At 62.7% G+C, this 13,678-nt stretch carries 15 protein-coding genes and 1 other annotated feature; of the genes, 10 read left to right on the forward strand and 5 right to left on the reverse strand.

All coding sequences use genetic code 11. From position 1 onward, the window contains the following. Positions 1-127: 127 nt before the first annotated feature. The 3 genes from PTE31013_RS03890 to PTE31013_RS03905 form a co-directional block, all read right to left on the reverse strand. A complete protein-coding gene (locus PTE31013_RS03890) occupies positions 128-748 on the reverse strand; it encodes a pyridoxamine 5'-phosphate oxidase family protein (protein ID WP_174978412.1) in 621 nt (206 codons plus the stop codon). A 246-nt stretch (positions 749-994) separates the two neighbouring features. Then, a complete protein-coding gene (locus PTE31013_RS03900) occupies positions 995-1,459 on the reverse strand; it encodes a RidA family protein (RefSeq protein ID WP_150611472.1) in 465 nt (154 codons plus the stop codon). Positions 1,460-1,579: 120 nt separating this feature from the next. Continuing rightward, complete coding sequence (locus PTE31013_RS03905) at positions 1,580-2,353, reverse strand: AraC family transcriptional regulator (protein WP_150611473.1); 774 nt, start codon at positions 2,351-2,353, stop codon at positions 1,580-1,582. A 125-nt stretch (positions 2,354-2,478) separates the two neighbouring features. Here PTE31013_RS03905 and PTE31013_RS03910 point away from each other — a divergent pair, with 125 nt between their 5' ends. From PTE31013_RS03910 to PTE31013_RS24710, 3 genes are all read left to right on the forward strand, one after another. Next, positions 2,479-3,336, forward strand: a complete 858-nt coding sequence (locus PTE31013_RS03910; protein WP_150611608.1) for an alpha/beta hydrolase — start codon at positions 2,479-2,481, stop codon at positions 3,334-3,336. Positions 3,337-3,690: 354 nt separating this feature from the next. Continuing rightward, positions 3,691-3,945, forward strand: a complete 255-nt coding sequence (locus tag PTE31013_RS03915) for an SHOCT domain-containing protein (protein WP_246173877.1) — start codon at positions 3,691-3,693, stop codon at positions 3,943-3,945. Between the two features lie 152 nt (positions 3,946-4,097). Further along, the gene (locus PTE31013_RS24710; RefSeq protein ID WP_174978413.1) at positions 4,098-4,784 is read left to right on the forward strand and encodes a Spy/CpxP family protein refolding chaperone; all 687 of its coding nucleotides are present in this window, start codon (positions 4,098-4,100) and stop codon (positions 4,782-4,784) included. 528 nt (positions 4,785-5,312) lie between these two features. On the opposite strand, the gene PTE31013_RS03925 is transcribed toward PTE31013_RS24710, so the two are convergent. Beyond that, on the reverse strand, positions 5,313-5,792 hold the full coding sequence (locus PTE31013_RS03925) for a cupredoxin domain-containing protein (protein WP_150611474.1): 480 nt from the start codon (positions 5,790-5,792) through the stop codon (positions 5,313-5,315). Positions 5,793-6,030: 238 nt separating this feature from the next. Here PTE31013_RS03925 and PTE31013_RS03930 point away from each other — a divergent pair, with 238 nt between their 5' ends. Then, positions 6,031-7,626 (forward strand): MFS transporter, encoded by a 1,596-nt coding sequence (locus PTE31013_RS03930; protein WP_150611475.1) that lies wholly within the window; start codon positions 6,031-6,033, stop codon positions 7,624-7,626. Positions 7,627-7,630: 4 nt separating this feature from the next. After that, positions 7,631-8,179 carry a MarR family winged helix-turn-helix transcriptional regulator gene (locus tag PTE31013_RS03935; protein WP_150611476.1) on the forward strand — a complete coding sequence of 183 codons (549 nt, stop codon included), beginning with the start codon at positions 7,631-7,633 and terminating at the stop codon, positions 8,177-8,179. Beyond that, positions 7,828-7,886: a sequence feature (sul1 is cis-regulatory element that is thought to sense ions involved in sulfur or methionine metabolism; They are found in Alphaproteobacteria), on the forward strand. Its footprint overlaps the gene before it by 59 nt. A 132-nt stretch (positions 8,180-8,311) precedes the next feature. Here the strand turns inward: PTE31013_RS03935 and PTE31013_RS03940 are convergent. After that, a complete protein-coding gene (locus PTE31013_RS03940) occupies positions 8,312-9,583 on the reverse strand; it encodes an amino acid deaminase (RefSeq protein WP_150611477.1) in 1,272 nt (423 codons plus the stop codon). A gap of 164 nt (positions 9,584-9,747) precedes the next feature. On the opposite strand from PTE31013_RS03940, the gene PTE31013_RS03945 reads away from it, so the two are divergent. The 5 genes from PTE31013_RS03945 to PTE31013_RS03965 all read left to right on the forward strand — a co-directional run bounded on the left by PTE31013_RS03945 (position 9,748) and on the right by PTE31013_RS03965 (position 13,663). Continuing rightward, positions 9,748-10,629, forward strand: coding sequence for a MurR/RpiR family transcriptional regulator (locus PTE31013_RS03945; RefSeq protein ID WP_150611478.1), 882 nt, complete (start codon positions 9,748-9,750; stop codon positions 10,627-10,629). A 1-nt stretch (position 10,630) separates the two neighbouring features. Next, positions 10,631-12,121, forward strand: a complete 1,491-nt coding sequence (locus PTE31013_RS03950; RefSeq protein ID WP_150611479.1) for an N-acyl-D-amino-acid deacylase family protein — start codon at positions 10,631-10,633, stop codon at positions 12,119-12,121. A 45-nt stretch (positions 12,122-12,166) separates the two neighbouring features. Continuing rightward, positions 12,167-12,553, forward strand: coding sequence for a RidA family protein (locus PTE31013_RS03955; protein ID WP_150611610.1), 387 nt, complete (start codon positions 12,167-12,169; stop codon positions 12,551-12,553). Between the two features lie 133 nt (positions 12,554-12,686). Continuing rightward, the gene (locus PTE31013_RS03960) at positions 12,687-13,145 is read left to right on the forward strand and encodes a hypothetical protein (RefSeq protein ID WP_150611480.1); all 459 of its coding nucleotides are present in this window, start codon (positions 12,687-12,689) and stop codon (positions 13,143-13,145) included. After that, complete coding sequence (locus PTE31013_RS03965; protein WP_150611481.1) at positions 13,142-13,663, forward strand: hypothetical protein; 522 nt, start codon at positions 13,142-13,144, stop codon at positions 13,661-13,663. The genes PTE31013_RS03960 and PTE31013_RS03965 overlap by 4 nt, the downstream gene beginning before the upstream one ends. Positions 13,664-13,678 lie beyond the last annotated feature (15 nt).

Consider the following 13,678-nt stretch of genomic DNA (forward strand, 5'->3'; position numbering starts at 1 on the left):
CGCCAAAACTAGTGAGGCGCGCGGGGAAATGTCGCATGCAATCGGAGTTACGCCAAGATGGGAAGCGGCGGGATCACGCGACGCAACGCAAGCGGTGGCGCTCGTGCCAATGCGTCTTCCCTAGCGATCATTTCGTGCGACGGAAGCGATGAGGATCGAACGCTCCGTCAGGGAGGCCCGACACAGACGCCCCTCGCTCGAACGGATAGCGAAGGTAAGGCGCTTGCGGCTGACCCGGCGGCGAATACTGCCCGTCTGCGAGAATGCGCTTCTTCGCGCTGAGGCGTTCGATCTGACATCGAATGGCCACGATCTGATTCGCTGCGCCCGGTTCGATAGCGGTGTAGTCGTTCTCCGGGCGAAATTTTCCCAACGCTTCGTTCTGATGTGCGATCACGTCCTGCGTTTGCATGCGGGTCGAAGCCTTGCATCGCGCGATAACGCTGTAGTACTCAAGACTCGTGTTCTGCCCTTTGGGCGCTTTGAGTAACGCGATGGGTCGATCGATCACGATGACGATGTGTGGATCTTCCTGGATCAGTCGGGAAAATTTTCCGAAGCGCGAACAGTGAATCAGGAAGGCGTCGCCAGTGAACGTAAAACTCTGTGGTACCACGTAGGGAAAAGGCGTGTCATTCACGGCTACACGACAGATCAGCTCGTCTCGCAAGAACGCTTCGATGGCTGGCCAATCGGTCCACGCCAGGTCGGTCCGGCGCATGACGTTATCGAGGTACTCAGGCGTCATGATCGACGTCTCCTTTTGAAATGATGAGTCGTTGCTCTCGCGCGGGCCCGGCCCCAGTGCCTGCGACACGACACGCCGTGATCTCCTGGACCGCCAGGACAAACCGTTGAAACGACAAGGGAAGGAGAGAGAAGGCGAGCGGGATATCCGTGAGGGCCTCGAAGGCGGGGAAGTGGCGGATCGTGGGTGCCCAACGACCCTCCCGTGCTTCGTCGACAAGGACATCGGCATATCCAGGGGAGGCGTTCATGAGGCGAGAGCAAATGTGGCTTCCACCTCGACGGGCGCATTGAATGGCAGACTTGCCACACCAATAGCGATGCGGGCGTGCTCTCCCGATTTGCCGAAAAGTTGCGTCAATAGTTCTGATGCGGCGTTCACGATAGATGGGGCGTCGGCAAATCCTTCCGACGTCGCGACGAATCCGCCCACCCGGAGCACGTTCTCAACGCGATCGAGTTGTCCGTCCGTGGCAACCTGAGCCCAACCAAGAAGGTTCATGACGCACAGCCTCGCCGCGCTTCTCGCGTCATCGGCTGAAACGTCGGCGGGCACCTTGCCCACCCAAGCGGGCACGCCGTTTCGCACTGGCAATTGCCCGGACACGATGAGCGTGTTGCCGTGCAGTTTGAAGGGCCTGAAAGGTGCCGGTGCCACCGTGAGGCTCGGCAATGCCAGCCCTGCCGCGGTGATGCGCTCGTAAATGTTCATGAGATCTCCAGAATGACGCCGCGGCTGCGGCGGCCTGTCAATTCTGGAGGATCCAGGCCGAGGAAAATGTAGCGGCCACGCAGACGTTTATCGCGATTGCGCCAATCGCCGTCAGGCGACTCAGGGCTTGAAAAATTCCGTCGGCGTGCAACCGAGCGCCTTGCGAAACATCGCGCTGAAAGCGCTTGTACTGTCATAGCCGAGGGACGAGGCGATGTCCGTCACGGAATGTTGTGCGCTCAGCATCTGCACGGCCACGAGCAATCGAGCCTGTTGTCGCCAGCGCGTAAAGGTCATGCCGGTCTGCTCGGGAAACAACCGGATGATGGTGCGCTCGCTTGCACCGGCGACTTTGCTCCAGGCCGCGACGGATGTCTCTTCCGCGGGATTCGAAAGAATCCATCGGCAAATGCGGGCGATGCGTTCGTCCGACGGCATGGGGAGGTGAAGCGGCTCGACGCTCAGCGGCCGAATCTCATGAAACAACAGATCAACGACCGCGGCATCCCTGCTATTGAGCGCATAGTCGACGGGCATCCGAGTGACGGCGTCAATGAGTTCGCGCAGCAGTGGCGACACCGACACCACACAGCAATCGGGTGAGCGAAGCGGGGCATGGTCGCCATCGAAATAGAGCGTGCGCATTTCGATAGCGCCGACCGCTTGCATGCAGTGCCTGACGCGCGGCGGTACCCAGACGGCACGAAGCGAGGGTACGACCCAGTTGCCTTTCGCGGTGGTGACGACAATGGCGCCCGTGCTTGCATAGATCAACTGACCACGGATGTGTTCGTGATAATCGATAAAGAATCGATCCGGAAGGTCGCGAGCCATACCGCCCACTGGCCGCGCGATCTGCTGGTAATCGTCTCGATCCTCACTTTTTCCGAACATGGCGTAACCTCGTCATCGCTTGACACTTGTCCGCGCGCCGCTGCGTCGTATGTCTCTTAGATTCGGAATTTGCGCCGTCACGATACGGCGCGACATTGACTTCCATTCCGATAAGTGAGGCTAGCATGCCGGTTTACCGTTCATTTGATCAAGAGGCGCTGGATCGTCAGTACAACGTTCGCGCAGGCATTCCCGATCATCTCGAAGTTTTTTCCCGTTGGGCCCGCACAGGTGAAGCGTTCCGTCGCGCCAGTACCTTCAGGGAGGATGTCGCGTACGGCAGCGATGTGAAGCAGACCTACGACCTGTTTCCCGCGCAGGGGCACGGTCGGCCAACGCTCGTATTCATTCATGGCGGTTACTGGCAATCGTTGGACAAATCCGATTTCAGCGCGCTGGCCGGTCTTTATCAGGCGAATGACATCAACTTTGCAGTCGTGAACTACCGCTTGGCGCCGGATGTCCGGATGGGCGATATCGTCGAGGACAATCGCCGGGCCGTCCTGCATCTGTACCGAAATTCCGTGAACCTCGGAATCGATCGCAATGCGATTTATGTTTGCGGCAGCTCGGCTGGCGGTCATTTGACGGCTGCGTTGGCAGGCACTGACTGGGCGTCGTACGACGCCCCCTCCGATCTGATCAAGGGCGCGTGCGCGATCAGCGGTCTGTACGATCTCGAGCCGATACGCCTGTGCTATCTGAACAAGGCGGTTCGGCTCGATGAAGATGAAGTGATCGCCTTCAGCCCAATTCGTCATCTCCCTAAAGTGCCGCTGTCTTACATTCTCAGCGTGGGTGGAGACGAGTCGGATGAATTTCATCGGCTTCAGGCCCAGTTCCAGACGATACTGAACGACCATGGTCTGGACGTCCGGATCGTGCGCCAGCGTGACGGCCATCACTTCGATGCCGTTGACCGAGTGGGTGAAGCGGGGAGCGACCTTTCGAGCGCGATTCTCGCGATGATCGACGCCCGATAATCGTCACCGTCATTGCACGTCCGGCCATGCGTGGCGATCCATTCCCAACGGACCGACGCTGGCCGGCGACAGCGCATGGGTCGCAGTCGCGGCTTGCGCGACCGACACGCCACGTTTCTTGATCAGCAAGGCAACGCGGTTGGGATCACCGCACGTCGCAGACGCTGCGAGCCGTTGCGTCTGCTACCAGTTCCACGCACGCGGCGACGATCCGCCCGGCACCTGGCCGACCGATCCCGCCGGCCGTTGATCCAGCGCAAAGGATTATCTGGTGCACCGAGTAATCTTTCCAATGGGGCGAGACCCGGAGCGTTCGCTCCGGATGGATCGCGCAGTGCGTACCGAGGAGCGATCATGATGTGGTTCAACCAGCCTGGTGGGTTCGGCTACGGTTACGGGATGATGGGGGGCTTCGGCTGGCTCTTCATGTTCCTGGTGGTCGTTGGCGTGATCGCGTTGGTGGTCGTCCTGCGCGGTCGCTCCCGGGATGATGGGCGCAAGCGATCAACGCCAGGCATTGACGCGCTCGACATTCTTGATGCGCGCTATGCGCGCGGTGAAATCGACAGCGAAGAGTACAAGAAGCGGCGTGCAGACCTGGAGCGCTGAATAACGCGGGTCGTGGCGTTGGTCCTCCCACGCCATCTGCCCCGTTGCGACCGGACAAGGTTCAGCCCGCCGTGACTTCCATCAATCCACTTTCGAGTGGAACGACGTCACGGTTCCACGACATTCGTCTCTCTCACACAATGGAGAAGATCATGAAAAAACGAATCCTGCTGGCCTTGGTGGTTGCCCCAATGCTTGCACTCGCGGCCCCCCTGGCATCGGCGCAGACCACGGACAACGCAGGCCCGCCCGCCTCCGGTCGCGGTTATCGCATGGGTCCAGGGATGATGGGCGGAAACGGTATGGGCGCCTGGCAGCAAGGTGGCGTTGGCGACGGCCCCAACTACGGCCCCGGCGGGTGGGGAATGGGACCCGGGATGACGGGTGGCTGGGGCGGATACGGAATGGGCCCAGGGATGATGGGCGGTTGGGGCGGCTACGGGATGGGCCCAGGGATGATGGGTGGCTGGGGCGGCTATGGGATGGGCCCAGGGATGATGGGTGGGTACAATTTCGGCCCCGGGACCTGGAACCCCGCGCTAGTTGCGTCGCTTAAGTTGAGCGATGCGCAGATCCAGAAGATCGAGACTATCCAGGACGCGGCGGCTAAGAAACAGTGGGCGTTGATGACCAGCATGCACGATACGATGCTTTCAGGCCGGCATAGCTTCGACCAACGGAGTATCGACGTGGACGCGGTGATGAAGACCGCCAAGGCGGTGTCCGATATCCGGCTGCAGATGCTGCGCACCCAGTTGGAAACACAAAAGCAGGTTCAGGGCGTGCTGACCACGCAGCAGCAAGACGAGTTGCGCCAGTACTGGCGCTCGGGATGGTAATTGCTACGGTGAGATTGCGGCAGCTGCATCGCTGTGAATTCGCCCGCCCATGCCGTGTGCTTGCGCCGTTGCCGTGCGCGCGGCATGGAACCTGCGGGTACGTTTGCCAGACAACACGGCACGCGCAAGAGGGCATGTACAGTAAATTTGTCGTGCGTTAACCGGGGGCGCTGCTCGTCGGCCTAGCGTGCTTCGCCTGCTTGGCGAAGATACGGTGTCGGATCGAGGCGGCACCGACGGGCAACAGCGTCGACACCTTGGCGCAGCGAGTGCCGTCCGTCACTGGCCGACGGTTTGCGGGTGCGCTTGCGGCCCGGTCGCCCGACTTCGGGCGTTGGGTCTGCGTCCCCACGACGGCTATACCCACACAGCGGTCATCCAAAGGTAACCGCCGGCCCGCAGACGCTTGCGGACCGAGACAGATGTGCCTTGCAGAGACTGAGACACGGTGCAATTCTCGTTGGGTGAAGGACTGTCATGCACCGCATGGAGCAAAGGGCTCCAGATAGCACGAATCAGGCGCAGGTGTTACATGACAACGAAATACCCGGCCATATAACCGTCCTTGCCCATGCCGTCATAGCTATTCGACATCGCCCAGTAATGACCGCCCTTATCGCATGGCGTCAGGCAGTGCCAACGGAACGTTCCTTTTTGTTTCGGTGTGATCGTGACATGGGTCGTCACCGGTTTGACGCTGCCATCCGCCTGTTCGAGCCCCGCAGCGATTTGAATGTCGACGCCCATTGTCTCGGAAGTCATCGTGTGGGGACCCTCATCGTAGTTGATGATGGTCAGATCGACAGGTTCTCCAACTTTGAGGGCGTAGTTGGCGGGGACGATCGTGTCATGCCCATGTCCATCGGGTCCTTTGGGAGATTGCTCTCCACGCAATACGTAAACGGTGATGTGCTGTGCTAAGTCCGCACTGAATGTGATGGACGGGTTGGATAGCAGCAGCACACTCCCGGCGGCTGCAGAAACAAGGCACTTACTGAGCGATTTCATTTCAAGTTCTCCTTGAATCAGAACGAAGATTTCGACCTGGGATTCAACTGTAGCCTCCTGAAATAATCTGATCTTGATGCGAATCAACGACTTATGTTCAGGTCGCCCTGACGGGACGGATGAGGCGATTCTCCTGTGCGTGGACATCGGGGGGCATTACCCAATTACCCAATCAGGAGATTGACGTCTCCCCAACGTGCTAGAATCGTTGACTGATCAAACATTGATCCATCAAAAAATGGCTCCCAGTCCCAATACCCCGCACTCGGCGGGGCAGGTATTGCCGTTCCGGCAATCGATCGTGGCGATGCTCGGCCTGTGTTTCTGCACGATGATGGTGGCGCTCGACCAGACGGTCGTCGGTACCGCGCTGCCGACTATCGTCTCTGAACTCAAGGGTTTCGAGTACTACGCCTGGGTCGCGACGTCGTACCTCCTCACCTCCGTCATCACCGTGCCGATCTTCGGACGACTCGGCGACTTCTACGGACGCAAACCCTTCGTCATTGCGGCCATCATCATCTTCACCGCCGCGTCGGTCCTGTGCGGCGCCGCGAACAGCATGCTGTTCCTCGTCATCGCGCGTGCCCTGCAAGGCATCGGCGGCGGCATGCTCGTCGGCACCGCGTTCGCCTGCATCCCCGAACTGTTCCCCGACCCCCACGTGCGCCTGCGCTGGCAAGTCATGCTCAGCTCGGCCTTTGGCATCGCCAACGCGATCGGGCCCTCGCTCGGCGGCTTCCTCACCGAAGCCTACGGGTGGCGTTCGGTCTTCTATGTCAACCTCCCGGTGGGACTGCTCGGACTGTGGTTCGTCGGCCGTCACTTGCCGCACATGCGCGCCGGCGGGCATGGCAAGGCGAGCCTCGACTGGCTCGGCGCCGTCCTGATCACCGCCACGCTCGGCAGTCTGCAAATGCTCGTCGAATGGCTGCCCGCCGAAGGTCTCTCGCGCGGTGTGTTCGCGCTGCTCGTCGTGTTGGCGACCTCCTCGTATGCGCTCTACTGGTGGGAGCGGCGCACGTCGCATCCGATCGTGCCCTTCGAAATGTTCCGCGACAAAAAACTCGCGCCACTCTTCGTGCTGTCGGCATTTGCCGGTTTCACCATGTTCGGTGTGCTGTTCTACGCGCCGCTGCTGCTCCAGGGAGGCTTCGGCCTTTCGCCGCGTGAAACCGGGCTGCTGATCACGCCAATGGTCGTGTGCATCACTGTGGGCAGCATCGTGAACGGCCGGCTTATCACTCGCCTGCCCAATCCGAACGTGATGCTCTACGGCGGCTTCTTCCTGCTCGCGCTCGCGTGTGCCGGCGTGATCACGACGCATCGCGGCACGCCGCATGCCCTGATTGCCACCTATATGCTGCTCGCCGGACTGGGCCTCGGTTTCGTCATGCCGAACCTCACTGTCTTCGCCCAGGAAGTCGCCGGGCGCGCGCACCTGGGCATTGCCACGGCGCTCATGCAATCCCTGCGCATGATCGGCGGCATGCTCGGCACGGCCATCGTCGGTACGCTCGTGAACCACAGCTACACCGGCCGCGTAACGGATGCGCTCGCCGCCAACGGCGGCACGCAATGGACCACGCAACTCGCCGATCCGCAGATCCTCGTCAACGCGCAAGCGCAAAGTGATTTCCTGAGCACGCTCGCGCCCTTGGGGCAGAACGGCGCGCTCTTCATCGAATCGGCGCGCACGTCGCTCGTGGCCGCCATTCACAACGGGCAGATGATGTCGCTCGCGGCAGCGCTCGCCGGACTGTGGTTCGTCAAGCGCGTGCCGCTCATTCGGCTCACGCGCGGCGCAAAGCCGCAGCCGCCGGTCGGGGAGTGACGCAATGCCAACGCCACAAAAACGCAACGTCATCCAGCAACTCAGCCTGACATACCGTGCCATGATGGCCGCGTTCGATGCCCAGGTCGGACACCCGCTGCCGCGCTGGAGAATCATTCTCGCGCTGGCCGAGCGCGGTACCTGTTCCCAGAAGTTTCTCGCGGAACATTGCCGTCTTGATCCAGCGTCGCTCACGCGTCAGTTGAAGTCGATGGAAGCGCTCGGCTGGCTCTCGCGCGCCGCCGATCCGCTTGACAACCGTCTCACGAACGTCACGCTCACCGCCGCCGGCACGGCCGTGTACGACGAGGCGACGCCACGCCGTCAGGCGTTCTTCGACGACGCGCTCGAAGGCATGTCGCCCGACGAGATCGCGACGCTGGAAAGCGCACTCGGGCATCTGGAAGCGCGGTTCAAGTCGGTGGCTTCCCGAGCGAAGGCGACCGATACGGACGTGAAGGCGAGTGCAGAGGTGGCCCGACCCGCGCCTGTCGAGACGCCGCCGCCGCCCACTGCCTCAGCCCGCAAACGCGCCTCGCGAAGTCAGACGTAAGTCCGTCGTTGCGATGCTATCCGGAACGTGCGGATCGTCCGGAATGCAAAGAAGCCGCCCATCGGGCGGCTTCTCCTTTGTGGCGCAATAAAACGCGCCTCAAACGCTGCGCTTCACGTTGTCGATGCGTGATCAGAAGAACGTCTGCACGATGTCGACGACGTTGTAATCGCTGTCGACCACCGGCAAATGACGCCACTTGTCGAACGTGAGGCACGGATGCGAGATGTCGAACGCAATCATGTCGCCCACGCGAACATCGTCGCCCGGGGCGATGCGCAAATAGGCATGCTGATCCATCATGCCCGTGACTTCCCAATGCGCCGGCGTCGCTGCCGGCGTTTTGCTCTCGCCCGGGCGGAACTGCAGCGCCGGCTCCGGCATGCCGGCATCGAACGCCGCATCGCGCTTGCCTAGCGCAATGATCGCGCGCTCCGGCTCGGGAATCGATTGCACGTAAGCCCAGAGTTGCAACGCCGGTTGTAACTGCGAACGCATCTGCTTCGCGATCGGGTTGCGCGTGGCGATCTGTGCCTGCGCCGCTTTGTAGATGCCGACGTCGTGCGTGAGATAGCACCCCGGGCGCAACACGACGTCCAGCGGCGCGCCCACGTCCTTGTGGGCGAACTCGTCCGCGACGATGTCGTACCATGCCGACCCGGCGCCCGAGAGCACCGCCGGGGTGCGCTCGATGCGACCCGCGGCCACCAGCTCGCGCGTGATGCGTACCGCCCGTTGCAGGAACGCGCGAATATCCGCTTCTGTGCTCAGCACGCCCTCATAGACTTCCACGCCCGCGAGCTTGACGGCGTCGTGGTACTGCGCCAACGCGTCGAGCACGTCCTGCTGCTGCGCGGCATCGCGCACTCCGGTGCGACCGCCGGTGACGCCCAGTTCGATGAGCACCTGGATCGACTGGCCTCGCGAACGGAAGTACGTGCCCAGATGTTCCACTGCGGCGGCGGAGTCCACCAGACAGAAAAATTCGAAATCGGGATCCTTCAGCAAATCGGCAATCAGCGCCATGTTGCGCTTGCCAACGAGTTGGTTCGCCATGAGCACGCGTCGAACGCCGTGGCGATAGGCCGCATGGGTCTGCTGCGCCGTGGCGAGCGTGATGCCCCACGCGCCCCCTTCGAGCTGACGGCGGAAAAGTTTCGGCGCCATCGTAGTCTTGCCGTGCGGCGCGAGCTTCACGCCGTACTCGTGCACGAAGCGCTGCATCCACGCGAGGTTGTGACGAATCTTGTCCTCGTAGAGCACGGCCGTCGGCAAGCTCAGGTCTTCGTCCAGCAGATTCCACCCCAATCCGGCCGTCGCCGACGGGGCGAGCGGGACTTCCATCGCGCCCAGACCCTTGTTCAGGGTATCGATCATGCCATGCTGATAGTTTGTATCGCTCATTGAGAATGTTCTCCGTGACAAAGCGCGTAAGACCGCCGGGCGCCTCCTATAATAGCGTTTAATTACCTGCGTTTGACAATTTTGTTATAAAGTACCAAAAAAATGCCAAACCGATCAGCAAGGCACTCCGGCGCACCGTCGCGAGAGCCACATGGACTCGAGATATGCCCGAAGCCTTCGATATCGTGACACGCGTTGCCGAGCGCAGCGACGCGCTGAGCCAGGCGGAGCGCAAGGTCGCGCAGGTGGTGCTGGACGATGTCGCGGGCGCGGCCGCGGTGTCGATCAACGTGCTGGCCGAGCGCGCGGGAGTGAGCGAGGCGAGTGTGACGCGTTTCGCCAAGGCGATGGGCTGCCGCGACGTGCGCGATCTCAAGCTGCGTCTGGCACAAGCGGCCGTCGTCGGTCAGCGCTTTTTCGGAGCGAATGCGGCGAGCGGGCCGGACGGCGCGACGGAAACCATCGACCGCATTGCCGACGATATCCAGACGACGTTGCAGCTGCATCGCAGTCTCATCCATCCGGACACCGCGCGGCGCGCGGCGGCCCGGCTGTTATCGGCGCGCATGGTGTACGCCTTCGGGATGGGCGGGGGCTCGTCGCTCATGGCCGACGAAGCGCGTTACCGGCTCGTCCGGCTGGGGCGCCCGGTCGCGAGCTATCAGGACGCCGTGCTCTCCCGCATGGTCGCCAGTACGCTTGGGCGCGACGATGTGGTGCTCGCCTTTTCGGTGAGCGGCCATACGCCGGAGCTGGTCTCGGCCTGCGAGATCGCCCGCGAGTACGGCGCGCAGCTGGTGGCGATCACGGCGACCGGTTCGCCGCTTGCGGCGTTGGCCGACGAGGTGCTGCCCATCCGTGCGCTGGAAACGGATTTCATTTTCAAACCGTCGTCGTCGCGCTACGCGATGCTGCTGGCGATGGACGTGCTGGCCACGGAACTGGCATTGCTCGCCAAGCCGCAGAGCCAGGCACTGTTGCGGCGGATCAAATACGTGCTCGATACGCATCGGGGCGGCGGCGATCGCCAGCCCCTCGGAGACTGACATGACTGACTGGCTCGCGAACCGAACGGTCGACACCCTCATCACCAACGTGCGTCTGGCGGACGGTTCCGGTACACCAATGACCGACGAGCGCTTCGACATCGCGCTGCGCGACGGCCGCATCCATACCATCGCGACGGCCGGAGCGCTCGCCGGCTGGCACGCCGCACAACAGATTCGCGGCGACGGCCAGGTGTTGAGCCCGGGATTCATCGACGTGCATACGCACGACGACACGAACGTCGTCCGCACGCCGGAAATGACGCCAAAACTCTCGCAGGGCGTAACGACGGTCGTCGTCGGCAACTGCGGCATCAGCGCGTCGCCGGTCACGCTCAAGGGCGATCCGCCCGATCCGATGAACCTGCTGGGCGACGCCGACGCGTTCCAGTACCCGACCTTCGCCGCCTACGTCGCCGCGCTCGAGGCCGCGCAGCCCGCGATCAACGTGGCGGCGCTCGTCGGTCACACGGCGCTGCGCGCCAACCATATGGACCGGCTCGACCGGGCCGCGACCGAGGCCGAAATCGAAGCCATGCGCGCGCAATTGCGCGAAGCGCTCGAGCATGGCGCGTTGGGGTTGTCGACGGGGCTGGCCTATGCGAATGCGAACGCCGCGCCGACCGAAGAGGTGCTGGCACTCGCCGAGCCGCTCGCCGCCGCGGGCGGTCTCTACGCGACGCATCTGCGCACGGAGTTCGCCGAGATTCTCGACGCGCTCGACGAAGCCTTCCGCATCGGCCGTCATGCCCGCGTGCCGGTCGTCGTCTCGCACCTGAAGTGCGCGGGCGTCGATAACTGGGGGCGCAGCAAGGAGATCCTCGACGCGCTCGACCAGGCGCAGCGCTTCCAGCCGGTCGGCTGCGACTGCTATCCGTACACGGCAAGTTCGTCGACGCTCGACCTCAAGCAGGTGACGGACGACTTCGACATTCTCGTGACGTGGTCGCAGCCGCATCCCGAGCAGGGCGGCAAGTTGCTCGCGACGATCGCTGCCGACTGGGGCGTCGATCTGTGGGAGGCGGCGCGGCGTCTGCAACCGGCGGGCGCCGTGTATCACTGCATGGAAGAGGACGATGTGCGACGCATCCTGCGGCATCCGGCGACCGTGGTCGGCTCGGACGGGCTGCCAAACGATCCGTTGCCGCATCCGCGCCTGTGGGGCGCCTTCCCACGCGTGCTCGGCCGCTACAGCCGCGAGCAGCAACTGTTCCCGTTGGCCGAGGCCGTCCACAAGATGACGGGCCTCTCCGCAGAACGATTCGGTCTGACGGACCGTGGCCTGGTGCGCGAAGGTTATTGGGCCGATCTGGTGCTGTTCGATCCGGCCACCGTGGCCGATGCCGCGACCTTCACCGATCCCATGCAGCCCGCGTACGGCATTGAGGCCGTATGGGTCAACGGCGTGCTGGCGTGGCAGGATCGCGCGCCTACGCAGAATGCGCGTGCAGGCCGGTTCGTGCGTCGTGGTACGCCGCAGCCAGTGCTTTGAATGAGTGAGAGTGAAGCGGTTTTGTCGAAAGGAGCAATGATGAGCATCAAACGATATGGGGTGGAAGGCGGGCAGGGCACGGGGGGCCAGCGCATGCCATTTGCACGGGCCACAGAAGCCGATGGCTTCCTGTTCGTCTCGGGCCAGACCCCGATGAAAGACGGCGAAGTGATCGACGGGGGCATCGTCGCCCAGTCGCATCAGGCCATCCAGAACATGCTGGCGATTCTCACTGAAGCCGGTTACGGACCCGAGCATGTGATGCGCATTGGCGTGTGGCTCGACGATCCGCGTGACTTCGCGTCGTTCAACAAGGTGTTCAAGGAATACTTCGGCGATCATCCACCCGCGCGCGCCTGCGTGGTGTCGAGCATGGTGATCGACTGCAAGGTGGAAGTGGACTGCGTCGCGTACAAGAAGCCTGCCGCATAAGGACCGCGGCATGCGTGTTGTGCAATGACGGACACTTCGGTACCCGTTTCGCAAAGTTTGCGGTTTAGCTTCGATGGCGGGTGGCGTCGCGCGCGCGCAGTCTTCAATCTCCTAACCCAAGAGGAGGTGGACTGTGACACTAGGATCAATTTCCGGGATCGTTCCGACGATGCAAGCGCCGCGCACGGAAGTCGAGGCCGTCGATGAGCAACGCGTCACGATCGATTTTCCGCCGTTGCCTGACGACGTCCGTTTGCGATCTCAAAGCACGGGCTGCGTGAGCATGGCGGGGTGTACCAGCGGGATCTCGGGGCTGGTAACGCTCGTACTGGGATTGGTGGGACTCGGGACCGCCGCCTACGTCTGCGTCGAGGCCAATAAGCAGGTCGATAACGCCGCTGCCGGGAGCGGGAGCCAATGGCTGGGATATGGCTTCGGTGGGAGCGTGGGGGTCCTGGCGGGCATGATGGTGACGTACGGCCTCGGTCAGGTGTGCTATGCCGCGGCAAGGCGTCGTGAAGCTCGGGACGAGATGTTGACGCAGCGCGAACAGGCGCGATTCGAGTCGACGATGGGAGGACTTCGCCCGTGAGCACGTTCGAGATTCCCCAGGGCAAGCGGCCATCGTCGCAGCATACCTCCAAGGAGATCGACGTGGCGCTGGCAGTGGTGCGCGACGCGGAAAAGCAGCAGGCGGCGATGGGCATGCCGAGTCCCGGCGCGTGGGACGAGATGCAGTGCGATGCCGCGTACCGCTGCGGCTATGGCGCCTTCGAGCGCGGCGATTACGCGCAGGCGGTCGAGTGCTTCGCGCCGCTGTTGTCGGCGTGTCCGCTCGAAGCCGACTACGCGGTGGCGCTGGCGCTCTCGGTGCAGCGGCTCGGTGAACCCAAGGCGGCGCTGCCGCTGTTCATGGCGGCGGCGCTGATGGACGAGGCGTCGCCCGGCCCGATGTATCGCGTTGGCGAGTGCCTGATCGAGTTACGCCATTTCGACGCGGCCTATCGCGCCATGAAGGAAACGCTGCACCGCTGCGCTGGGCAACCCAAGTATGCCAACGTGGGCAACGCCGCCCGTCGGATGATGGCAAGGGTCAGCTTCCTGCGTTGATCTGCGCTTCGACGC

This window comes from Pandoraea terrigena (genome assembly GCF_902459705.1).
In the GTDB taxonomy this organism is placed as follows: Bacteria; Pseudomonadota; Gammaproteobacteria; order Burkholderiales; family Burkholderiaceae; genus Pandoraea; species Pandoraea terrigena.

Bases quoted from the DNA above. Each gene is read 5' to 3' on its own strand.
- PTE31013_RS03940 (WP_150611477.1), bottom strand. From the start codon at position 9,583: ATGAGCGATACAAACTATCAGCATGGCATGATCGATACCCTGAACAAG.
- PTE31013_RS03935 (WP_150611476.1), top strand. From the start codon at position 7,631: ATGCCAACGCCACAAAAACGCAACGTCATCCAGCAACTCAGCCTGACA.
- PTE31013_RS03910 (WP_150611608.1), top strand. From the start codon at position 2,479: ATGCCGGTTTACCGTTCATTTGATCAAGAGGCGCTGGATCGTCAGTAC.
- PTE31013_RS03950 (WP_150611479.1), top strand. From the start codon at position 10,631: ATGACTGACTGGCTCGCGAACCGAACGGTCGACACCCTCATCACCAAC.
- PTE31013_RS03945 (WP_150611478.1), top strand. From the start codon at position 9,748: ATGCCCGAAGCCTTCGATATCGTGACACGCGTTGCCGAGCGCAGCGAC.
- PTE31013_RS03930 (WP_150611475.1), top strand. From the start codon at position 6,031: ATGGCTCCCAGTCCCAATACCCCGCACTCGGCGGGGCAGGTATTGCCG.
- PTE31013_RS03915 (WP_246173877.1), top strand. From the start codon at position 3,691: ATGATGTGGTTCAACCAGCCTGGTGGGTTCGGCTACGGTTACGGGATG.
- PTE31013_RS03905 (WP_150611473.1), bottom strand. From the start codon at position 2,353: ATGTTCGGAAAAAGTGAGGATCGAGACGATTACCAGCAGATCGCGCGG.
- PTE31013_RS03890 (WP_174978412.1), bottom strand. From the start codon at position 748: ATGACGCCTGAGTACCTCGATAACGTCATGCGCCGGACCGACCTGGCG.
- PTE31013_RS03900 (WP_150611472.1), bottom strand. From the start codon at position 1,459: ATGAACATTTACGAGCGCATCACCGCGGCAGGGCTGGCATTGCCGAGC.
- PTE31013_RS03925 (WP_150611474.1), bottom strand. From the start codon at position 5,792: ATGAAATCGCTCAGTAAGTGCCTTGTTTCTGCAGCCGCCGGGAGTGTG.
- PTE31013_RS24710 (WP_174978413.1), top strand. From the start codon at position 4,098: ATGAAAAAACGAATCCTGCTGGCCTTGGTGGTTGCCCCAATGCTTGCA.